Annotated in this window: 18 protein-coding genes; 8 read left to right on the forward strand and 10 right to left on the reverse strand. The window is 63.5% G+C overall.

Going from position 1 to position 20,635, the window contains the following annotated elements:
• The first annotated feature begins 1 nt into the window (after position 1).
• Entirely contained in the window at positions 2-1,771 is a 1,770-nt protein-coding gene (locus JYP46_RS09910) for a GMC family oxidoreductase (protein ID WP_113153478.1), read from the forward strand.
• 11 nt (positions 1,772-1,782) lie between these two features.
• Positions 1,783-3,123, forward strand: coding sequence for a cytochrome c (locus JYP46_RS09915; RefSeq protein WP_206548014.1), 1,341 nt, complete (start codon positions 1,783-1,785; stop codon positions 3,121-3,123).
• Between the two features lie 187 nt (positions 3,124-3,310).
• Here the strand turns inward: JYP46_RS09915 and leuC are convergent, their stop codons facing one another.
• The 9 genes from leuC to JYP46_RS09960 form a co-directional block, all read right to left on the reverse strand.
• Complete coding sequence (gene leuC, locus JYP46_RS09920) at positions 3,311-4,726, reverse strand: 3-isopropylmalate dehydratase large subunit (protein ID WP_113153480.1); 1,416 nt, start codon at positions 4,724-4,726, stop codon at positions 3,311-3,313.
• A 395-nt stretch (positions 4,727-5,121) separates the two neighbouring features.
• Positions 5,122-5,943 carry an amino acid ABC transporter permease gene (locus JYP46_RS09925; protein WP_113153482.1) on the reverse strand — a complete coding sequence of 274 codons (822 nt, stop codon included), beginning with the start codon at positions 5,941-5,943 and terminating at the stop codon, positions 5,122-5,124.
• Between the two features lie 62 nt (positions 5,944-6,005).
• Positions 6,006-6,812 carry a transporter substrate-binding domain-containing protein gene (locus JYP46_RS09930; protein ID WP_206545673.1) on the reverse strand — a complete coding sequence of 269 codons (807 nt, stop codon included), beginning with the start codon at positions 6,810-6,812 and terminating at the stop codon, positions 6,006-6,008.
• A gap of 173 nt (positions 6,813-6,985) precedes the next feature.
• Positions 6,986-7,510: a 50S ribosomal protein L19 gene (rplS, locus tag JYP46_RS09935; RefSeq protein WP_113153484.1), complete on the reverse strand. Its 525-nt coding sequence runs from the start codon at positions 7,508-7,510 to the stop codon at positions 6,986-6,988.
• Positions 7,511-7,722: 212 nt separating this feature from the next.
• Positions 7,723-8,076 carry a DUF4260 domain-containing protein gene (locus JYP46_RS09940; RefSeq protein WP_206545672.1) on the reverse strand — a complete coding sequence of 118 codons (354 nt, stop codon included), beginning with the start codon at positions 8,074-8,076 and terminating at the stop codon, positions 7,723-7,725.
• A complete protein-coding gene (gene trmD / locus JYP46_RS09945; protein WP_206548015.1) occupies positions 8,073-8,774 on the reverse strand; it encodes a tRNA (guanosine(37)-N1)-methyltransferase TrmD in 702 nt (233 codons plus the stop codon). Before trmD ends, JYP46_RS09940 begins: the two co-directional genes overlap by 4 nt.
• The gene (gene rimM / locus JYP46_RS09950; RefSeq protein WP_206548016.1) at positions 8,771-9,388 is read right to left on the reverse strand and encodes a ribosome maturation factor RimM; all 618 of its coding nucleotides are present in this window, start codon (positions 9,386-9,388) and stop codon (positions 8,771-8,773) included. Before rimM ends, trmD begins: the two co-directional genes overlap by 4 nt.
• A 51-nt stretch (positions 9,389-9,439) precedes the next feature.
• Complete coding sequence (locus JYP46_RS09955) at positions 9,440-9,802, reverse strand: cell division protein ZapA (RefSeq protein ID WP_206545669.1); 363 nt, start codon at positions 9,800-9,802, stop codon at positions 9,440-9,442.
• Between the two features lie 9 nt (positions 9,803-9,811).
• Entirely contained in the window at positions 9,812-10,084 is a 273-nt protein-coding gene (locus JYP46_RS09960; protein ID WP_206545668.1) for a DUF4164 domain-containing protein, read from the reverse strand.
• Positions 10,085-10,528: 444 nt separating this feature from the next.
• On the opposite strand from JYP46_RS09960, the gene tkt reads away from it, so the two are divergent.
• The 5 genes from tkt to JYP46_RS09985 all read left to right on the forward strand — a co-directional run bounded on the left by tkt (position 10,529) and on the right by JYP46_RS09985 (position 18,146).
• A complete protein-coding gene (gene tkt / locus JYP46_RS09965) occupies positions 10,529-12,523 on the forward strand; it encodes a transketolase (RefSeq protein ID WP_206548017.1) in 1,995 nt (664 codons plus the stop codon).
• A gap of 136 nt (positions 12,524-12,659) precedes the next feature.
• The gene (gene gap, locus JYP46_RS09970) at positions 12,660-13,667 is read left to right on the forward strand and encodes a type I glyceraldehyde-3-phosphate dehydrogenase (RefSeq protein WP_113153490.1); all 1,008 of its coding nucleotides are present in this window, start codon (positions 12,660-12,662) and stop codon (positions 13,665-13,667) included.
• A gap of 139 nt (positions 13,668-13,806) precedes the next feature.
• Positions 13,807-15,618, forward strand: coding sequence for a potassium/proton antiporter (locus tag JYP46_RS09975; RefSeq protein WP_113153491.1), 1,812 nt, complete (start codon positions 13,807-13,809; stop codon positions 15,616-15,618).
• A gap of 135 nt (positions 15,619-15,753) precedes the next feature.
• Positions 15,754-16,956 carry a phosphoglycerate kinase gene (locus JYP46_RS09980; RefSeq protein ID WP_206548018.1) on the forward strand — a complete coding sequence of 401 codons (1,203 nt, stop codon included), beginning with the start codon at positions 15,754-15,756 and terminating at the stop codon, positions 16,954-16,956.
• 167 nt (positions 16,957-17,123) lie between these two features.
• Complete coding sequence (locus JYP46_RS09985) at positions 17,124-18,146, forward strand: class I fructose-bisphosphate aldolase (protein ID WP_113153493.1); 1,023 nt, start codon at positions 17,124-17,126, stop codon at positions 18,144-18,146.
• A 235-nt stretch (positions 18,147-18,381) separates the two neighbouring features.
• Here the strand turns inward: JYP46_RS09985 and JYP46_RS09990 are convergent, their stop codons facing one another.
• Complete coding sequence (locus JYP46_RS09990; RefSeq protein ID WP_204360853.1) at positions 18,382-18,543, reverse strand: hypothetical protein; 162 nt, start codon at positions 18,541-18,543, stop codon at positions 18,382-18,384.
• Between the two features lie 152 nt (positions 18,544-18,695).
• On the opposite strand from JYP46_RS09990, the gene JYP46_RS09995 reads away from it, so the two are divergent.
• Positions 18,696-20,597: an AMP-binding protein gene (locus tag JYP46_RS09995; protein ID WP_206548019.1), complete on the forward strand. Its 1,902-nt coding sequence runs from the start codon at positions 18,696-18,698 to the stop codon at positions 20,595-20,597.
• The last annotated feature ends 38 nt before the right edge of the window (positions 20,598-20,635 follow it).

Genomic DNA, 20,635 nt, shown 5'->3' on the forward strand with positions numbered 1-20,635 from the left:
CATGGCGCGTCAGGAAAAGAAGAAAGACGTCGTCATCGTCGGCCTGGGCTGGACCGGCGCCATCGCCGGCATCGAGCTGGCGCAGGACGGCCTTGAGATCGTCGCGCTGGAGCGCGGCCCGGACCAGTCGACCGTGCCGAACTTCAAGTATCCCAACCAGATTGATGAGCTGAAATACGGCGTGCGTCTGAAAATGATGCAGAAGCTGAGCCAGCAGACGGTGACGGTGCGTCGCAATGAAGACGAGACCGCCCGCCCCTACCGCAAGCTCGGCTCCTTCCTGCCGGGCAATGGCGTTGGCGGCGCAGGCACCCACTGGAACGGCCTCAACTGGCGTCCGATGCCGGAAGAGCTGAAGCTGAAATCCTACGTCATCGAAAACTGGGGCGAGGATATCATTGCCGAAGACATGACCATCGGCGATTACCCGGTGAGCTATGACGAACTCGAGCCGTATTTCACGCAGTTCGAGAAAGTGGCGGGCATTTCCGGCTATGCGGGCAATCTCAACGGCGAGATCCGCGAAGGCGGCAACCCGTTCGAGGGCTGGCGCTCCGAGGACTTCCCGATGCCGCCGCTGCCGCGCACATGGGACAGCCAGAAGTTCCACGATGCCTGTATCGCGTCGGGCTACCATCCCTTCCCTGCGCCGGCGGGCATCGCCTCCACCGCCTATGTGAACCCCTATGGCATGCAGATGGGGCCGTGCAATTTCTGCGGCTTCTGCGAGCGCTATGGCTGTTACCAGTATTCGAAATCTTCGCCGCAGACGACGATCCTCGATGCGCTGAAGCGCAAGCCGAACTTCTCCTACCGCACCCATTGCGAAGTGCTGCGGGTGGAAATGGCCGAAGACGGCAAGACGGCGACGGGCGTGACCTATTTCGATGAGGAAGCGCAGGAAGAGGTGTTCCAGCCGGCGGATCTGGTGATCCTGTCGAGCTATCAGCTGAACAATGTGCACCTGATGCTCGTCTCCGGCATCGGCGAACCCTATGACCCGGCCACGGGCAAGGGCGTTACCGGCAAGAACTATGCCTACCAGATGAATGGCGGCATCTCGATGTTCTTCGAGGACGACAATTTCAACCCGTTCGTCGGGCATGGCGCCAACGGCACCTGCATCGACGATTTCGCGATCAACCAGATCGATTTCGGCGAAGAAGGCTTCATTGGCGGCGCTTACTGGCGCTCGGGCACGTTCAACGGCCAGCCTATCCGCAACATGCCGCTGCCCAAGGGCACGCCCGCATGGGGCGCAGGCTGGAAAGAGGGCATCGGGCGCTGGTACGGCCACGCCATGTCGATCGGCTCGCACGGCTCGAACCTTGCCTATGCGAACAACTATCTCGACCTCGATCCGAACTATACGGACCGTCATGGCCGTCCGCTGATGCGCATGACCTTCGACTGGCACGACAATGATCTGCGCATGAACCAGTTCATGAAGAGCAAGATGGAGCCGCTCGCCAAATCCATGAACCCGGACATCATGCAGGTCGGCTTCAAGGGACCGGGCGCGCATTATGACGTGCGCCCCTACCAGACGACGCACAACACCGGCGGCCACATCATGTCGGAAACCCCGCAGGAAGGTGTCGTCAACCGCTACTGCCAGGCCTGGGACAAGCACAATGTCTTCGTCATGGGCGCAGGCAATTTCGTGCAGAACACGCAGTACAACCCGACGGGCCTGCTCGGCGGCCTGGCTTACTGGACGGTTCAGGCGATCCGCACCCAGTATCTGCCCAATCCGCGTCCGCTGGTCTGAGGAGCATACAGATGAAAACCTTTCTCAGAATCCTCGCCGGGCTCGTTGTGGTGGGCGTCATCGCCCTTCTGGCATTCGTGTTCGTTCCGGTGAAACGCTCCGCCCCCACCCAGAACCTGGCGGCCGACTGGCAGCCGGAAGAGGGCCAGGGCCAGTATGTGATGTATGCGGGCGACTGCGTGGCCTGCCACACGGCGGAAGGCGGCGAACCGCTGGCCGGCGGCCGCCCCATCGAAAGCCCCATGGGCACGATCTGGTCCACCAACATCACGCCCGATCCGAAGACCGGTATCGGCGGCTGGTCGCTTGACGATTTCCGCGCGGCCATGGTCGACGGCCTGATGCCGGACGGCACGCATCTCTATCCGGCCATGCCGTATGAGAACTTCCGCTTCATGAGCGAGGCGGACATCCGCGCGCTGTACGACTATCTCATGAACGGTGTGGAGCCGGTGGAGAACCGGGTGCAGGCGACGCAACTCGCCTTCCCGTTCAACCAGCGCTGGGGCCTGCGCGCCTGGAACTGGATGGCGCTCTCGCATGAGGCCGGGTTCAAGCCGCTGGGCGCATCGGAGATGCAGGATCGCGGGCAGTATCTGGTGGAGGGTGCGGGCCATTGCGCCGCCTGCCACAGCCCGCGCAACGAGCTGATGATGCAGGACGGTGTGACGGCGAGCCAGAAGACGTTCCTCGCCGGCGGCGTGATCGACGGCTGGGAAGCGCCGGCGCTTTATGGTCCCAATTCGACCATTGCGGGCTGGAGCGTTGAAGAGACGGCAAACTATCTGGCCACCGGCCGCAACGCGCATTCTGCCGCCAATGGCGAAATGGCGCTGGTGGTGGAGCATTCGCTCCAGCATCTGACCGACGCGGACAATCTCGCCATCGCCGCCTTCCTTAAGGGCAAGGATGCGGAGACCACCGAGGTGGCCGGCGTGATGAAGGCGATGCCGCAGCCAGAAGCGGATGCGGCAGGTGAAGAAACCGCAGCCATGCTGACGGAAGCCAGCCCGGACATGCCGCTCGGACCGCGCCTCTATCTCGACAATTGCTCGGGCTGTCACTTCGTGACCGGCAAAGGCGCGCCGGAGATCTTCCCGGAGCTCGAGAACAACCCGATGGTGGTGAGCGCCGAGGTTGGCCCGCTGATCTCCGTCATTCTGAATGGCGCAGAGGTTCCCTCGACCGAGAAGCGGCCGATGAAGCTCGTGATGCAGGGCTATGCAGAGCGTCTGGACGACGCGGAGGTTGCCGAACTCGTCAACTTCCTGCGCTCCTCCTGGGGCAATGACGCAGCCGCCATCTCGGCGGAGGACGTGGCCAAGGTTCGCGCGGCGCAGTCGACGCACTAGAGCAATTCCAGGAAAAGTGGGAACCGGTTTTCCGTCCGGAATTGCACGAAAACAATGAATTAGAGCGTTTTCAAGACTCAGCGAAAAGCGGAAACGCTCTAGAGCGGTTCATCGTTTCAAGACAGCAAAAGAAAAGGCCGGTCGCTGGGACCGGCCTTTTTTATTGGTGCGCGATGCGGTGCGCGGATCAGCCCTTCGGCCACTCGCGGATGTCGACGAAGTGACCGGCGATGGCGGCAGCGGCGGCCATGGACGGCGACACGAGATGCGTGCGGCCCTTGAAGCCCTGACGGCCCTCGAAGTTGCGGTTCGAGGTGGAAGCGCAGCGCTCGCCCGGCTTCAGGCGGTCGTCGTTCATGGCAAGGCACATGGAGCAGCCCGGCTCACGCCAGTCAAAGCCGGCAGCCTTGAAGATCTTGTCGAGACCTTCGGCCTCGGCCTGCGCCTTCACGAGGCCGGAGCCCGGCACGATCATGGCGTTGACGCTGTCCTTGACCTTCTGGCCCTCGGCGACCTTCGCGGCTTCGCGCAGATCCTCGATGCGGCCATTGGTGCAGGAGCCGATGAAGACGCGGTCGACGGCGATGTCGGTGATCTTCGTGCCCGGCGTCAGACCCATATACTCAAGCGCGCGCTTCTTGGAGATACGCTTGGTCTCCTCGGCGATGTCGTCCGGGTTCGGCACGACGCCGGTGACGGAGATGACATCCTCGGGCGAGGAACCCCAGGTGACGATGGGCGGCAGGTTGGCGGCATCGAGACGAACGATGCGGTCATACTCCGCGCCCTCATCGGTGCGCAGCGAATCCCAGTAGGCAAGCGCCTTCTCCCATGCATCGCCCTTCGGCGCGCGCGGGCGGTCCTTGATGTAGGCGTAGGTGGTCTCGTCCGGCGCGATGAGGCCGGCGCGTGCGCCGCCTTCGATCGACATGTTGCAGACGGTCATGCGGCCTTCCATGGAAAGCGCGCGGATTGCCTCACCGGCATATTCCATGACGTGGCCGGTGCCGCCGGCGGTGCCGATCTCGCCGATGATGGCAAGGATGATGTCCTTGGCGGTGACGCCGGCAGGCAGCGCGCCATCGACCTGGATCAGCATGTTCTTGGCGCGACGCTGGATGAGCGTCTGCGTGGCCAGAACGTGCTCGACCTCGGAGGTGCCGATGCCGTGCGCCAGAGCGCCGAACGCGCCATGGGTGGAGGTGTGGCTGTCGCCGCAAACGATGGTCATGCCCGGCAGAGTGAAGCCCTGCTCCGGCCCGACGATGTGGACGATGCCCTGACGCTCGTCATTGGCGTCGTAATATTCGATGCCGAAATCGGCGGCGTTCTTTGCCAGCGCATCAACCTGGATGCGGCTTTCCTCGTTCTTGATGCCGAACTTGCGGTCGGGCGAGGTGGGCACGTTGTGGTCGACGACGGCGAGCGTCTTTTCCGGATGGCGCACATCGCGGCTGGCCATGCGGAGGCCCTCGAAGGCCTGCGGGCTCGTCACCTCGTGCACGAGGTGGCGGTCGATGTAGAGCAGGCAGGTGCCGTCGTCCTGCTGATCAACCAGGTGGTCGTCGAAAATCTTGTCGTAGAGCGTGCGTGCTTTGGTCATTTTGTTCATCCCTAGCGGAGCGAAATGGAAGGCTGGCCGGCTAATCTCTTGTCTCGTTGCGTTCCCGCGACGCGTTGCGGACGGGAAGGCCGAGCCGGTTGGCGTGTCCGCCTAAGGCAGTCGGCTCAGAAGCGAGCCGGAAACCCGCGCAAAGAAGCGGCCCGGCAGGCGCTTGACGTCCTGCAGAACAAAGCCCTTGTAGGCCGGATTTCCAAAAAGTGCTTCCATGAGAGGGCTAATACCAGCCTTTCCCGGGCTCGGCAATCTATCCGTGCCGGGCGTCTTCGGCAGAAAGCAAATGCCTGCCGCAATGCGCGCATGACGGCAGGAATTGCGCTACCGGGGCATGGGCGCGACAGCCGGCCCCGGTTGCGGTGGTCTCCAGGGTCGTGACCCTAACGCTTTGCCTGGTTCTTGCGCAGGCGCTGTTCCAGCCCGCGCAGGGCCAGCGACAGGCCGATGGTCAGGATGAGATAGATATAGGCGACAATCGAGTAGGTTTCGAAGAAGCGAAACGAACCCGACGCATAGATCTTGCCCATCTGGGTAATGTCGGCGACGCCGAGCACGGAGACCAGCGAGGAGTCCTTGACCATCGCCACGAAATCATTGCCGAGCGGCGGCAGGATGGTGCGGATCGCCTGCGGAAGGACAATGAGGCGGAAGCGCTGGAAGCGCGACAGACCGAGCGCCTTGGCGGCTTCGATCTGGCCTTCGTCAACCGACTGGATGCCGGCGCGGAAAACCTCGGCGATGAAGGCCGAATAACCGATGGTGAGCGCGATGATGGCACGCCACAGAAGCGAAATGTCGCGCACCCGTAACTCGCCGAGAACGCCCGCCTCCTGCAAGGGCGCGGTGACCGCATTCCAGCCGGTCACGATGATCGGAACACCGGCAAAGGCGATCCAGAACAGGAGCACCAGAACGGGGACGCCGCGAATGATCTCCACGTAGAAACGGGCGATCTGGCGCAGCACCAGAGATCCGGACAGGCTCATCAGCGCCATGCCAAGACCGACGGCCGTGGCCAGCGCAAAGCCCACCACCGTGACGAAAACGGTGATGCCGATGCCCTTGGAAACGATGGAGAAGACCTGCGCGTAGAGTTCGCTGGTGGCAATGAGGATTGCGACGCCGACGGCGATGACCCCGGCGGCAACAAGCCACCAGGGGAAATCGCGTTTGGCGGCGGGTCTGGAACCGGACACCGCCATGGGCTCTAGAGTTTCCTCGACGGGCGGCCGGTCAGGCCGGCAGGACGCGGGGCAACCACGTCCTATTCACCCATCTTGTATTCAAGGAACCATTTCTTGTTGAGGGCGTCGAGCGTGCCGTCGGCCTTCATGGCAGCGATCGCTGCGTTGACGGGTTCGACCAGATCGGAACCCTTGGCGAAGATAAAGCCGAAATCCTCGGAGCCGAGGGCCTCGTTGAAGAGCTGAAGAGCGCCATCGGAAGCATCGACATAGCCCTGGCCGCCGGTGCTGTCGGTCAGCACCATGTCGACATCGCCGGAGCGAAGCGCCTGAACGGACGCGCCGAAGGTCTCGAAAAGCTTGATGCGCGGATTGGCTTCGTTGCCGTCGAGCACTTCGTAGACGGCAGTGTAGAAGGGCGAGGTGCCGGGCTGCGCGCCCACCAGACCGTCTTCATAGGCCGCGAAGCTTTCAGCGTCGGAGAAATTGTCTTCGTCGCTGCGCACCAGCATGAACATTTCGGAGCGCAGATAGGGGGCGGAGAAATCCACCTTTTCCTTGCGGTCGTCACGAATGGTGATGCCGGTCATGCCGATGTCGTACTGACCGTCGGCGACCGACTGGATCATCGCGTCCCAGCTCGTGTTCTGGTAGGTGAGCGAGAAGTTGAGACGCTTGGCGATCTCGTTCATCGCATCGTATTCCCAGCCGATCTGCTCGCCCGACTTGGGGTCGATGAACTGAAGCGGCGGGTAGGCATTTTCCGTGACCACCACGACTTCACGACCCTCAAGGTCGGGCAGCGTATCGGCAGCGACGGCAAAACCGGAAAACATGAAAGCGGCAGCCGCGAAGGACGCAGCCTGAAGGGACGTACGCAACGTCATGGACCAATCTCCCTGTGGCGGACCGATGCTCGGCCGGGTGATGGTCTTTTCCTTAAAGCAGAGTGTTTCCCAGTAAAAGAGCCAGAATGGCGGCAAGCGCCGTAAAGGAAACCAATCAAAACAAAAAAGGCGCACCGAAGTGCGCCTTTCTTAAAAACCCAATGCCGGAGAGACTACTCGGCGTTGTTCTCTGCAGCAGCAGCTTCCTGCGCCTTGGCGGCTTCTTCAGCTGCCTTCTCGGCGGCCAGAGCCTCGGCGGCAGCGCGCTTCTCAGCTTCGATGCGCGCCTTTTCTTCGGCAGCAGCCTGACGCACGGAGTCGTTGAGACGACGGGCGCGGACGCTGGTGTTCTCGGTGATGCGTGCGGACTTACCGCGACGGTCGCGCAGGTAGTAGAGCTTCGCGCGGCGAACCTTACCGCGGCGGACCACCTCTACGCCCTCGACGAGCGGGGAGTAGATCGGGAACACGCGCTCGACGCCTTCGCCGTAGGAAATCTTGCGAACGGTGAAGTTCTCGTGGATGCCGGCGCCGGAGCGGGCAATGCAGACACCTTCATAGGCCTGCACGCGGGTGCGGGTGCCTTCGGTGATGCGAACCAGAACGCGAACCGTGTCGCCGGGCTGGAATTCGGGAATCTTGCGCTGAGCTTCGATTTTCTCGGCCTGCTCGGCCTCAAGCTGACGGATAATGTCCATCTCACTGTCCTCTTGTTCTTCTCGAACCGTCAGAGCGCTCATCCCAATGGCAGTTGTGCACCGCCTGAAGAGTGCCCTCCCAAAGGAGGAACAGGAGCGAATTCACGTGTTCTTTGGTTAGATCCAAACCGGCCGGAGCCGTTACGTTGGGTGCGCATACACGACATTGCGGGGAGAATCAATATGGAACGACGGCTGCCGCGCCCGAAATCTCAGTCCGAACCGATCCGCCCCAGATGCGTATCACGAAACCCGCTCTCATGTTTCAGCCCGTAGCCAAGCGCGCGGTCTGCGCCGATATGGGCGGCGAGAATGAGCGCCAGATGCGTGGCGAGCGGCGCGTCCAGCACCAGTCCGACGAGATAGACGAAAACCGGAGCAGGCCAGGCATGGACGAGATTGTAGCACCATGCGCCGACGCGCGGGCCTGCGAGATAGCCCAGCATGGCGAGATCCGGCGCAAACAGAAGCATGGCGAACAGCCACCAGTTGCCGCCGGAAAGCTGATAGAGAATAAGGGCGAGAACCGCCAGAGATGCGCCCTCGAGCCGCAGAAGGCGTTTCACTTTCCGCCGTCCTTATAAGCCGCCCAGAGATCGGGACGGCGCTCGCGCGTCAGCCTTTCGGCCTCTTCGCGCCGCCAGGCGGCGATTTTCGCATGATTGCCCGACAACAGGATCTCCGGGATCGGACGATCCTCGAAGAGCTGCGGGCGCGTGTATTGCGGGTGCTCCAGAAGACCACCCTCGAAGCTCTCTTCTTCGCCGGACGCATCATTGCCCATGACGCCGGGCAGAAGCCGGATCACTGCATCGAGCAGAACCAGCGCTGCCGGCTCGCCGCCGGAGAGCACGTAATCGCCGATGGAAACCTCTTCGAGACCGCGCGCCTCGATCAGACGCTGGTCAACGCCCTCGAAACGGCCGCACAGAATGACCGCGCCCGGACCGGCCGCCAGCTCACGCACGCGCTGCTGGTCGAGCGGGCGGCCACGCGGGCTCATCAAAAGGCGGGGACGCGGATCATCGGCCGGCGCGGCGTCATCGATGGCGCGCGCCAAGACGTCGGCGCGCATGACCATGCCTGCGCCGCCGCCAGCCGGCGTGTCATCGACATTGCGGTGCTTGCTCGTGGCGTAATCGCGGATCTGGACCGTTTCCAGAGACCAGCGACCGGCCTCGCGCGCCTTTCCGGCAAGCGAGAGGTCAAGCGAACCGGGAAACATTTCGGGATAGAGAGTGAGGATCGTTGCGCGAAAACTCACGGCGCATCCCCATCGCCCGGCATGTCTGGATTGTCTGGCCCGCCCGCATCGTCAAGACCATCGGCATCGTCCAGATCGTCGGCATCCTCATCATCGACAAGGCCGGCAGCGACGCGGTCAATCTCAACGAGTCCCTCGGAGACGCGCACCTGAGGCACGGCAGCCTGCGTGAAGGGAACCATTGCCATTCCGCCCACGGCCAGCGCGACTTCCATGATGTCGCCGCCGCCGAAATCATGCAGCGCCTGAACCCTGCCAACGCGCTCGCCCTCGCCGTCGATGACGGAAAGGCCGATCAGGTCGGCATGATAAAACTCGTCTTCCTCAAGATCGGCGGGCAGTGCGGCCCGCTCGACAAAGAGAGCCGTGCCGTTCAACGCCTCGGCGGCGGTGCGGTCATCCACCTCGGCGAAGCGGGCCACCACCACATTCTTGGCCGGGCGCACATTCAGAACGGTCAGGGTGCGGCCATCCCCGGTGGAGAGCGGGCCGTAATCGCCAATGGCCAGGGGATCGCCGGTGAATGTCTTCACCCGCACTTCGCCGCGCAGGCCCTGCGGGGCGCCGATGACGGCGAGCTGGACGCGGGTATCGTTCTTGCTTGGTTTCTTCATGTGCCTGACTTGCCATTGCCCAAATCGGGGAAAACAGGCTTATGCGTCGTTTTACGGCTTGCCGGCAAGCTTGTCGGCGAGAGTTTCCATGCGTGTGGCAAGATCGCCCAGCATGCCGGTGACAGCGGAATCGTTCCGGTCAGCCTGGCTGACCGCCTCGTCGCGCGTCTTGCGGAGCGTGTTGATCTCGCCCTCCATGCCGCGCGTCTTCTTCTGCAGTTCCACCAGCTCGTCCATGACCATGATGCCGGCCATGACCGCAAGACGGTGGTCGCCGATCTCACCGAACGCGTCTTTCAGATGCGTGATGTAGCGGTCGAAACGCTGCGCGAGATTGACGAGATGATCTTCCTGCCCCTCATCGCAGGCCATGCGATAGGACTTGCCGTCAATGGTGACCGTAACCTGTGCCATCGCTTCGCCCTACCGATCCAGCACGGCACGGATCGTTTCCATGGCCGTGACCAAACGCCGCGAAACCTCGCGGTTCACCTCTTCGAGCCGCTGGGCCCGCGCTTCGGACTTGTCTATTTCCTGGGCCAGTCGCGCGCGATCGGCATTCATGCGCTGCACTTCGGCATCGGAATCGACAAATTCCCGATCCCGCTCCAGCCGGGCGTCAACCGCATCCTCAAGCGAGGACATGGCCTTGTCCAGCCGACCGATCACCTCCTTGAGCGTGTTGTCACCACTCATGGCCGCCAACCCCAGTCCTGCATTTCCGGAAGGCGCCCGCCGCATATGCGACGCCGGCACGGATTGTCCGAAAATGTTTTGACACAGGCAATCTTGCTTACTCTCTCTCGCCAAACTGCGCGATGCGCCCGCCTCCCCCGCGCAAACGCCACTGGCTGTCTGCCGGGACGGTGAACGCGAATCGCTGGCGTTACTATACAGTTACGCCCAAAAGATTAGGCGCCGGGTGAAGCCCCCGTCAACAAAACACGTCGGCTAATCCCCCAAATTGGTGTAACAAGGTTGATACATAACGCTCCTCCCCCAGCGGCAGACAATCTGGTGAAAACGGCCCCTTTGTTGACTTCAAGGCCGCAAATGCTATGTGTCGCCTGCTTTTTCCAAGGGGTCAGCGCTGCCCAGGCAGCGCCCCGATAACTGCCTTATGCGGACCAGCGAGCAATCATGATCTCACGCGACAAACACGACCGGATGGCCAATGCGATCCGCTTCCTTTCCATGGATGCGGTAGAGAAAGCCAAATCGGGCCATCCCGGACTGCCCATGGGCGCAGCCGATATCGCCACTGTGCTTTTCACCCGCTTCATGAAGCATGACCCGAAAAACCCGAACTGGGCCGACCGCGACCGGTTCGTTCTTTCGGCCGGTCATGGATCGATGCTGCTCTATTCGCTGCTCTACCTGCTGGGCTACGAAGACATCACGATCGATGAGATCAAGAATTTCCGCCAGCTCGGCTCGCGCACGGCCGGCCACCCGGAATTCGGCCACGCAGCCGGCATCGAGACGACGACCGGCCCGCTCGGCCAGGGTTTTGCAAACTCCGTCGGCATGGCGATTGCCGAGCGCGTTCTGAACGCCCGCTTCGGCAATGATCTGGTCGACCACTACACCTATGCGCTGGCCGGCGACGGCTGCCTGATGGAAGGCATCAGCCAGGAAGCGCTGACGCTGGCGGGCCACCTGAAGCTCAACAAGCTGATCGTGCTGTTCGACGACAACAACATCTCCATCGATGGCGAGATCTCGCTGACCGATTCCACCGACCAGTGCGCCCGTTTCGAGGCCTCCGGCTGGAACACGATCCGCTGCGACGGCCATGACCCGGAAGCGATTGCTGCCTCGATCGAAGCCGCAAAGGCTTCCGACAAGCCGACCCTGATCGCCTGCCGCACGACCATCGGTTTCGGCGCTCCGACCAAATCGGGCACCGCGAAGGTTCACGGCGCGCCGCTGGGTGCGGAAGAGATCGCCGGCGCGCGCAAGGCGCTTGGCTGGGACGCAGAGCCCTTCACGATCCCCTCCGACATTCTCGACGACTGGCGTCTGGCCGGCCTGCATTCGGCAAAGGACCGCAAGGCCTGGGAAGACCGCCTTGCTGCAGCCGACGCCGAGACGCGCGGCGAGTTCGAGCGCCGCATGCGTGGCGACCTGCCGGAGAACTTTGACGCGGCCATGGTCGAGTACAAGGAGAAGCTTGCAGCCGAGCCGCCGAAAGTGGCAAGCCGCAAGGCCTCCGAAATGGCGCTTGAAGCAATCAACGCCGTGCTGCCGGAAACCATTGGCGGCTCCGCCGACCTGACCGGCTCCAACAACACCAAGACGAGCCAGACCGGCCCGATCAGCGCCGAGGACTTCTCCGGCCGCTACGTGCATTACGGCATCCGCGAGCATGCGATGGCTGCGGCCATGAACGGCATGACGCTGCATGGCGGCATCATTCCCTATGGCGGCACGTTCATGACGTTCTCGGACTATGCCCGTCCGGCCATGCGTCTGGCCTCGCTGATGCAGATCCGCTCCATCTTCGTGATGACGCATGATTCCATCGGCCTTGGCGAAGACGGCCCGACCCACCAACCGGTGGAGCATCTGGCCGCGCTGCGCGCGATCCCGAACCATTTCGTGTTCCGTCCGGCCGATGCGGTGGAGACCGCCGAGTGCTGGCAGGTGGCCGTTGAAAGCCGCAAGACGCCTTCGACGCTCGCCCTGTCGCGCCAGAACCTGACGCCCGTGCGCACCAGCCACGAAGCAGACAATCTGAGCGCCCGCGGCGCATACGAGCTGGCCGGTTCGGAAGACGACGCCAAGGTGACGCTGTTCGCCACCGGCTCGGAAGTGGAAATCGCCATGGACGCCAAGGCGCTTCTGGATGCCGCCGGCCTCCCGGCCCGCGTCGTCTCGGTGCCGTGCTTCGAGCTGTTCGAGCAGCAGAGCGAAGACTACCGCAAGGCCGTGACCGGCAATGCGCCGGTGAAGATCGCCATCGAGGCCGGCATTCGCCAGGGCTGGGATGCGATCATCGGTTCCGACGGCGTGTTCATCGGCATGACCGGCTTTGGGGCAAGCGCGCCCGCACCGGAGCTATACAAGCACTTCGGCATCACCGCCGAGGCCGCTGCCAGCGCCGCGCAGAAGCGGCTCGCAGAGCTCGATTGAGGCCGATAGCGGCCTTATCAGGGTTCGGGGCGGGCGAATGCCTGCCCCGCCATCTGGATTCTTGCCTCTTGCGCCGCTATGAAGCGGCGTCTCTTTCCGTGCCAGCGCACGGCCACCCACCTGCCGGAGGAAGTTCATGACCGTCAAAGTAGCCATCAACGGATTTGGCCGCATCGGCCGCAATATCGTACGCGCGATCTACGAGTCGGGCCGCAAGGACATCGACATTGTCGCGATCAACGATCTCGGCCCCGTCGAGACCAACGCTCACCTGCTGCGCTATGACAGCGTGCATGGCCGCTTCCCTTCCGAGGTGAAGGTCGACGGCGACACGATCAGCATCGGCTCCGACTCCTTCAAAGTGTTCGCCGAGCGCGACCCGTCCAAGCTGCCGTGGGGCGAGCTGGGCGTTGACATCGTGATGGAGTGCACCGGCATCTTCACCTCCAAGGAGAAGGCTTCGCTGCACCTGCAGGCCGGCGCAAAGCGCGTTCTGGTTTCGGCTCCGGCCTCCGGCGCGGACCTGACGGTCGTTTACGGCGTCAACCATGACAAGCTCTCCAGCGAGCACCTGATCGTCTCCAACGCTTCCTGCACCACCAACTGCCTGGCTCCGGTGGCCAAGGTCCTGAACGACGCCTTCGGCATCGAGAAGGGCTTCATGACGACGATCCACGCCTATACGGGCGACCAGCCGACCCTCGACACAATGCACAAGGACCTCTACCGCGCCCGCGCGGCAGCCATGTCCATGATCCCGACCTCGACCGGCGCGGCCAAGGCCGTTGGCCTCGTCCTGCCGGAGCTCAATGGCAAGCTGGACGGCGTCTCCGTGCGCGTGCCGACCCCGAATGTCTCGGTCATCGACTTCAAGTTCGTACCGAGCAAGAAGGTCACCGTCGAAGAGATCAACAACGCGCTCGTGGCGGCTGCCGACGGCCAGCTGAAGGGCATTCTCGCCTACACCAACGAGCCGCTGGTCTCCATCGACCTGAACCACAACCCGGCCTCCTCTACCTTCGCGCTCGACCAGACGAAGGTGATCGACGGCGACCTGGTTCGCGTCATGTCCTGGTACGACAATGAATGGGGCTTCTCCAACCGCATGGCCGACACGGCGGTTGCGTTCGGAAAGACCATCTAACTCCATTCTCACGCCTTTTCAGAACGCCCGGCCATCGCGCCGGGCGTTTTTCTTTTGTCCATGCCCTTGCATCTCACTTCCGCCGCATCCTTTATGAAAAAGAACAGCAACTTGCGACGAAGTGGATGAAGAGAGGCGGATGGATCAGGGCATTTACGTCATAACGCTGGTGGGCACGGCGCTTGTGCTGTTTGCCGCGTTCTCGAGCCTGATCGCCTTTCGCTTCGGCGCACCGCTGCTTCTCATCTTTCTCGGTATTGGTCTGGCCGCCGGAACGGACGGGCTGGGCCTCGATTTCGACAATGCAGCCGTCGCCTATTTCATCGGCTCGCTGGCGCTGGCGGTGATCCTGTTCGATTCGGGCTTCGGCACATCGGTGGCCGCCTTCCGACAGGCTGCCGCCCCTGCGCTCGTGCTGGCGACAATCGGCGTCTTGATGACGGCCGGGCTGGTCGGCGTCGCCGCCTATTACGTGACCGGGTTTGGCTGGCTGGAATCCCTCCTGCTCGGCGCGACCGTGGCCTCGACAGACGCAGCGGCGGTGTTCTTTCTGCTGCGGGTGGGCAACATCTCCGTGCGCGAGCGGGTGCGCTCCACGCTGGAAGTGGAGTCGGGCTCGAACGACCCGATCGCCATCTTTCTCACGCTTTCGCTTGTCGGGCTGATCGCCAGCGGCGAGGCGATGCAGGCGGACACGCTGGCCGCCGATGTGGCCATCGGCTTTCTGCAACAGATGGGCATCGGCCTGATGGCCGGGCTTGTTGGCGGCTGGAGCATCGTGCGGCTGGTGGTGAAGCTCAAGCTGGAACAGGGGCTGCTGCCGATTTTCGTGCTGGCGCTCTCGCTTCTGGTGTTTGCGCTGGCCGGGGCGATGGGCGGATCGGGCTTCCTCGCCGTGTATGTGGCGGGTCTGATCGCCGGCAATGCGAAACTGCGCTCGACCGCCATGCTGAAGCGCTTTCAGGACGGCGTGACCTGGCTGGCGCAGATCATCATGTTTCTCGTGCTCGGCCTGTTTGCCACGCCGTCGCAATTCGCCGACATCATTCTGCCGGCGCTGTTTATCGGCCTGTTCCTGATCTTCGTCGCCCGGCCGCTGGCCGTGACACTGTGCCTTGCGCCGTTCCGGTTCTCGCCCGCCGAGAGCGCCTTCGTCTCGTGGGTGGGCCTGCGCGGAGCCGTGTCGATCCTGCTGGCGATCACGCCGCTGATCGATGAGCTGCCGAACGGGCGGGCGCTGTTCAACATCGTCTTCATCATCGTGCTGGTGTCGCTGATCGTGCAGGGCTGGACGGTGGGACCGCTGGCGCGCCGGCTGGGACTGACGCTGCCGCCGCGCATGGGGCCGCTGAACAAGGTGGAGCTGGAACTGCCCGGCTCCGCCCGTCACGAGCTTCTGGCCTATCGCGTGGTGGCGGGAAGCCCGGTGGAGCGCGGCCAGCGCATTCCACGCTGGGCCAAGCCCTCGCTCGTGGTGCGCGACGGGCGCTCCATGACCTATCAGTATGCGGGGCGCCTTTCCGCCGGAGACCATGTCTACATCTTCGTGCCGGACCGCTATCCCCGCCTGCTCGACCGGCTGTTCGCAAGCCCTGTGGAAATGGACCCGGAGGATGCGGACTTCTTCGGCGCGTTCTCGGTCGATCCCGAACGCCCGGCCTCGGACATCGAGGCGGCCTATGCGCCGGGGCTGAGCGAGGACGAGCAGAAGAAGACCATTGCCGAACTGATGCGCGAGCGGCTTGGCGGGCGCGCTGAATATGGCGACCGCGCAACGCTTGGCGAGATCGAGTTGATCGTGCGCGATGTGGACGAGGATGGGCGCGTCATCGCCGCCGGACTTTCGGTGGAGCCGCAGGCCCCCGAGGTGCGCGTGCCGCTTCTGCTCAGCCCGCGCGACCTGATGCGCCGGATTTTCCGCAGGAAGCCCCGCCCCGACGCCGGCTCATAATCACTGCGCCATCTTGCGCCCGGCGCGCGGCGCTGTATGGTCGCCAGCGAATTTACACCACCGTTCCACCAGCGGTTCCGGCGGTTGCGACATGATGCACCGTTTCAGAACCCACACAGGAGACAGCGACGCGCCATGCCGGACTTCAAGACCCTTGACGACCTCAACGACATTGCAGGCAAGCGCGTGCTGGTGCGCGTCGATCTGAACGTTCCGGTGAAGGACGGCAAGGTCAGCGACACCACCCGCATCGAACGCGTGATGCCGACCATCACGGAACTGTCTGGCAAGGGCGCGAAGGTCATCCTGATGGCGCATTTCGGCCGCCCGAAGGGCAAGGCCGATCCGGCTGCCTCGCTGGAGCCCATCGCCTATGCCGTGGAGAGCGTGCTCGACCACCGCGTTCATTTCGCCAAGGACTGCATTGGCGCACCGGCGGCTGAGGCCATTGCCGAAATGGCCAATGGCGACATTCTGCTTCTGGAGAACACGCGCTTTCATGCCGGCGAAGAACAGAACGATGCCGAATTCGCCCAGGCGCTGGCCGAGAATGGCGACATCTATGTGAACGACGCCTTTTCGGCTGCACACCGCGCCCACGCCTCGACCGAGGGCCTCGCTCACCTGCTGCCGGCCTATGCGGGCCGCACCATGCAGGCAGAGCTCGAAGCGCTTGAGAAGGGCCTTGGCCAGCCGGCGCGGCCGGTGCTGGCCATTGTCGGCGGTGCGAAGGTTTCCACCAAGATCGACCTCCTGATGAACCTGGTGAAGAAGGTGGACGCGCTGGTGATCGGCGGCGGCATGGCAAACACATTCCTCGCCGCGCGCGGCACGGAAGTGGGCAAATCGCTGTGCGAGCACGACCTGGCGAAGACCGCCAAGCAGATCATGATCGAGGCCGCAGAAGCCGGCTGCGCGCTGATCCTGCCGGTGGACGCCGTGGTGGCGCGCGAATTCAAGGCCGGCGCGGAAAGCGAAGTGGTGGCCATCGACAACGTTCCGGCGGACGCCATGATCCTCGATGTGGGCCCGAAGAGCGTCGAGAAGGTCAATGAGTGGCTGGACCGCGCCGACACGGTGGTCTGGAACGGCCCGCTGGGCGCATTCGAGATCGAGCCGTTCGATGCGGCAACCGTTGCCGCTGCAAAGCACGCAGCACACCGCACCGGCGAAGGACTGCTCGTCTCGGTGGCCGGTGGCGGCGACACGGTGGCAGCGCTCAACCATGCCGGTGTGGCAGACGCATTCTCCTACGTCTCGACTGCTGGCGGCGCGTTTCTGGAATGGATGGAAGGCAAGGCGCTGCCCGGCGTCGTTGCGCTTTCGAAATCCGCTTAGATCGATTGAATTCGCTTCGTTTCACAGGTCAGGAGCCACTTTTCACCCCTGCGTTAAGCAAAGTGTGAATAGTCTGTCATTTCAATCGATTAGGGATTGAGAGGGCGCATTCCGTTTGCCGGACGCATCTGCTATGCGCCCGGGTATGAACAGACAGGAGACCTGAAATGAGCGAACGGCTTGAGGATATTGCAGCCGCCATGGTGACCCCGGGACAGGGGATTCTGGCAGCGGACGAAAGCTCCGGCACCATCAAGAAGCGCTTCGACACGATCGGCCTCGAGTCGACGGAAGAGAACCGTCGCGACTATCGCGAGATGATGTTCCGCGCCGACGATGCGATGAAGAACTGCATCTCCGGCGTCATCCTCTACGACGAGACGATCCGCCAGAAGGCAGCCGACGGCACGCCGCTGGTCGATCTCATCAAGGCCTCCGGCGCAGTGCCGGGCATCAAGGTTGATGGCGGCGCGAAGCCGCTGGCCGGCTTTGAAGGTGAAACCATCACCGAGGGCCTCGACGGCCTGCGTGACCGCCTCAACGAGTATTACGGCCTTGGCGCGCGCTTCGCCAAATGGCGCGGCGTGATCTCGATCTCCAACGACCTGCCGCGCTGGGGCGCGGTGAAGCAGAACGCACAGGCGCTGGCGCGCTATGCGGCTCTCTGCCAGGAAGCCGGCATCGTGCCGATCGTGGAGCCGGAAGTGCTGATGGACGGCAAGCCGGGCGATCACTCCATCGACCGCTGCTACGAAGTGACCGAGTGGGTTCTGAAGACCGTCTTTGACGAGCTTTACGACGCGCGCGTTTCGCTTGAGGGCATGGTGCTGAAGCCGAACATGGTCATCGACGGCAAGAACGCCCGCAAGGCGAGCCGCGAAGAAGTGGCCGAGAAGACCGTGCGCTGCCTGAAGTCGACCGTTCCGGCCGCCGTGCCGGGCATCGCCTTCCTCTCCGGCGGCCAGTCGGACGAAGAAGCGACGGCGCATCTCTCGCTCATGAATGCCGGCTTCGACATGCCGTGGGCGCTGACCTTCTCCTATGGCCGTGCGCTGCAGGCCGCCGGCCTGAAGGCATGGGGCGGCAAGAAGGAAAACGTCGCTGCCGCGCAGCAGGCCTTCGGCCACCGCGCGAAGATGAACAGCCTCGCCGCCACCGGCAAGTGGGAGCCTGGCCTCGAAGCCGCCTGATCAGGCAGGTATCGAGAACGCATTGGAACGGCCCGTCGGCGACTGTCGGCGGGCCGTTTTCTTTTGGGTGTTGGGGTGAATGTCGGGGCTGCTGCTCAGAGCAGTTCATCGTTTCATGGAAACGCTGCGCTGCTCCATATGCCTGTTTCGCCGCATTTATGCGGACGTCAGGTGATTCCACCTGACTGCAAAATGCTCCAGAGCAGTTCAGTGTTTCACGGGAATCACCTGCGCCCTACTCGCCGCCTCGTAGAAGAATGGTGAGCGAGACCGCGCCAAGCGCGATCAGGGCGAGTTTCCAGAAATCGGCGCGGCGCTTCAGGCCCGGAAGGCCGAGCGGCCGGATGATGTGCACGATCATCATCGCCAGAATGAGCAGCAGCAGGATCTTGGTCATGACGGTCCGATTCGGGAAACCATCGCCCCTTGTGCCCGCTGCCGACCCCACCTGTCAAAACCATCGCCTTCACCGCAAGTCTGATTTACCTTTCCGCCAACGATCCGCTATCGTCGGGCGAGATCAGGCTCAAACCGCAGGGAGGAGGCGGGGTGATGTCGCGCTATCACGAGGTTTACCGGAGCTGGCAGCAGGATCCGGAGCGTTTCTGGGCGGAGGCTGCCGCCGAAATCGACTGGTACAGCCCCTGGGACAGGGTTTTCGACGCGGAGGCCGGCGTTTACGGACGCTGGTTCCCCGGCGCGACCTGCAACACGTGTTTCAATGCGGTGGACCGGCATGTCGAGGGCGGGCGAAAGGACCAGCCCGCCCTCGTCTATGACAGCCCGATCAGCGGCCGCAAGAAGAGCTTCACCTATGGCGAGCTGAAGGACGAGGTAACGGCGCTGGCCGCCGTGCTGAAGGATTTCGGCGTCGGCAGGGGCGACCGCGTGGTCATCTACATGCCCATGGTGCCGGAAGCGGTGTTCGCCATGCTGGCCTGCGCGCGCATCGGGGCCGTTCATTCGGTCGTGTTTGGCGGGTTCGCCGCCCGCGAGCTTGCCGCGCGCATCGATGATGCGGCTCCGCGCGCGATCATCTCGGCCTCGTGCGGGCTGGAGCCAGGCCGCATCGTGCCCTACAAGCCGCTGCTCGACGAGGCGATCCGCCTCTCCTCCGCCAAGCCCGAGAACTGCCTGATCCTGCAGCGCGAGGAACAGGGCTGCGACCTGGTGCAGGGACGCGATCATGACTATGCGCGGATGGTGCAGGCGGCGCGTGCTGCCGGTCTTGCCGTGCCGTGCGAGCCGGTGCTCGCCACCGATCCGCTGTACATTCTCTACACGTCGGGAACGACGGGACGCCCCAAGGGCGTGGTGCGCGACAATGGCGGGCACATGGTGCGGCTCAAATGGTCGATGTTCAACGAGTTCGGCATCGAGCCGGGCGAGACGTTCTGGGCGGCGTCGGATGTGGGCTGGGTGGTGGGCCATTCCTACATCGTCTATGCGCCGCTGTTACACGGTTGCACGACGGTTCTGTTCGAGGGCAAGCCGGTGGGCACGCCCGATGCCGGCGTGTTCTGGCGGGTGATCGCCGAACACGGCGTGGCGGCACTCTTTACCGCGCCGACGGCGTTTCGCGCGATCCGCACGGCGGACCCGGATGCGGAGATGATGGCCGGACACGACCTCTCCCGCTTCCGCACGCTCTTTCTGGCCGGTGAACGGGCCGACCCCGACACGGTGAAATGGGCGGAGAAGACGCTGGGCGTTCCCGTGATCGACCACTGGTGGCAGACGGAGACGGGTGCGCCAATCAGTCAGGACCCCGTCGGGCTTGGCATGCTGCCGGTGAAATACGGTTCACCCGGCGTGCCGATGCCGGGCTATGATGTGCAGGTTCTGGACGATGCGGGACACCCCGTGCCGGCGGGCACGCTCGGCAATGTGGTGGTGAAGCTGCCGCTGCCGCCCGGCGCACTGCCGACGCTTTGGAACGACGACAGGCGGTTTCGCGAGGCCTATCTCAGCGAGTTTCCGGGTTACTACAAGACGGCGGACGCCGGCATGCTGGATGAGGACGGGTATCTCTTCATCATGGCGCGCACGGACGACATCATCAATGTGGCGGGACACCGGCTTTCAACCGGCGGCATGGAGGAAGTGGTGGCCGAGCACCCCGCCGTTGCCGAATGCGCGGTGATCGGCATTGCCGACCAGCTCAAGGGTCAGGTGCCCTGCGGCTTCGTGGTGCTGCACGGCAGGGCCGGTGCGGACATGAGCACGGTGGAACGCGAGCTGGTGGCGATGGTGCGCGAGCGGATCGGGCCGGTTGCCGCGTTCAAGAAGGTGGTGCCGGTGAAGCGGCTGCCCAAGACACGCTCGGGCAAGATCCTGCGCGCCACCATGCAGAAGATCGCCGACCATCAGGAATGGGCGATGCCGGCCACTATCGACGATCCGGCGATCCTCGATGAAATCAGCGAGGCGCTGGACAAGTCCGGGAAGTGACGGGCGCTGCCCTTGACCTTGCCGTGCCCCCGGCGCAG

The sequence above is a fragment of the Nitratireductor aquimarinus genome, from assembly GCF_017255295.1.
Taxonomy (GTDB): Bacteria; Pseudomonadota; Alphaproteobacteria; order Rhizobiales; family Rhizobiaceae; genus Nitratireductor; species Nitratireductor aquimarinus.

What these genes read in the sequence shown, in the direction of transcription:
- JYP46_RS09910 (WP_113153478.1), top strand. Translation starts at nt 2, where the DNA reads ATGGCGCGTCAGGAAAAGAAGAAAGACGTCGTCATCGTCGGCCTGGGC.
- JYP46_RS09915 (WP_206548014.1), top strand. Translation starts at nt 1,783, where the DNA reads ATGAAAACCTTTCTCAGAATCCTCGCCGGGCTCGTTGTGGTGGGCGTC.
- leuC (WP_113153480.1), bottom strand. Translation starts at nt 4,726, where the DNA reads ATGACCAAAGCACGCACGCTCTACGACAAGATTTTCGACGACCACCTG.
- JYP46_RS09925 (WP_113153482.1), bottom strand. Translation starts at nt 5,943, where the DNA reads ATGGCGGTGTCCGGTTCCAGACCCGCCGCCAAACGCGATTTCCCCTGG.
- JYP46_RS09930 (WP_206545673.1), bottom strand. Translation starts at nt 6,812, where the DNA reads ATGACGTTGCGTACGTCCCTTCAGGCTGCGTCCTTCGCGGCTGCCGCT.
- rplS (WP_113153484.1), bottom strand. Translation starts at nt 7,510, where the DNA reads ATGGACATTATCCGTCAGCTTGAGGCCGAGCAGGCCGAGAAAATCGAA.
- rimM (WP_206548016.1), bottom strand. Translation starts at nt 9,388, where the DNA reads ATGAAGAAACCAAGCAAGAACGATACCCGCGTCCAGCTCGCCGTCATC.
- JYP46_RS09955 (WP_206545669.1), bottom strand. Translation starts at nt 9,802, where the DNA reads ATGGCACAGGTTACGGTCACCATTGACGGCAAGTCCTATCGCATGGCC.
- JYP46_RS09960 (WP_206545668.1), bottom strand. Translation starts at nt 10,084, where the DNA reads ATGAGTGGTGACAACACGCTCAAGGAGGTGATCGGTCGGCTGGACAAG.
- tkt (WP_206548017.1), top strand. Translation starts at nt 10,529, where the DNA reads ATGATCTCACGCGACAAACACGACCGGATGGCCAATGCGATCCGCTTC.
- gap (WP_113153490.1), top strand. Translation starts at nt 12,660, where the DNA reads ATGACCGTCAAAGTAGCCATCAACGGATTTGGCCGCATCGGCCGCAAT.
- JYP46_RS09975 (WP_113153491.1), top strand. Translation starts at nt 13,807, where the DNA reads ATGGATCAGGGCATTTACGTCATAACGCTGGTGGGCACGGCGCTTGTG.
- JYP46_RS09980 (WP_206548018.1), top strand. Translation starts at nt 15,754, where the DNA reads ATGCCGGACTTCAAGACCCTTGACGACCTCAACGACATTGCAGGCAAG.
- JYP46_RS09985 (WP_113153493.1), top strand. Translation starts at nt 17,124, where the DNA reads ATGAGCGAACGGCTTGAGGATATTGCAGCCGCCATGGTGACCCCGGGA.
- JYP46_RS09990 (WP_204360853.1), bottom strand. Translation starts at nt 18,543, where the DNA reads ATGACCAAGATCCTGCTGCTGCTCATTCTGGCGATGATGATCGTGCAC.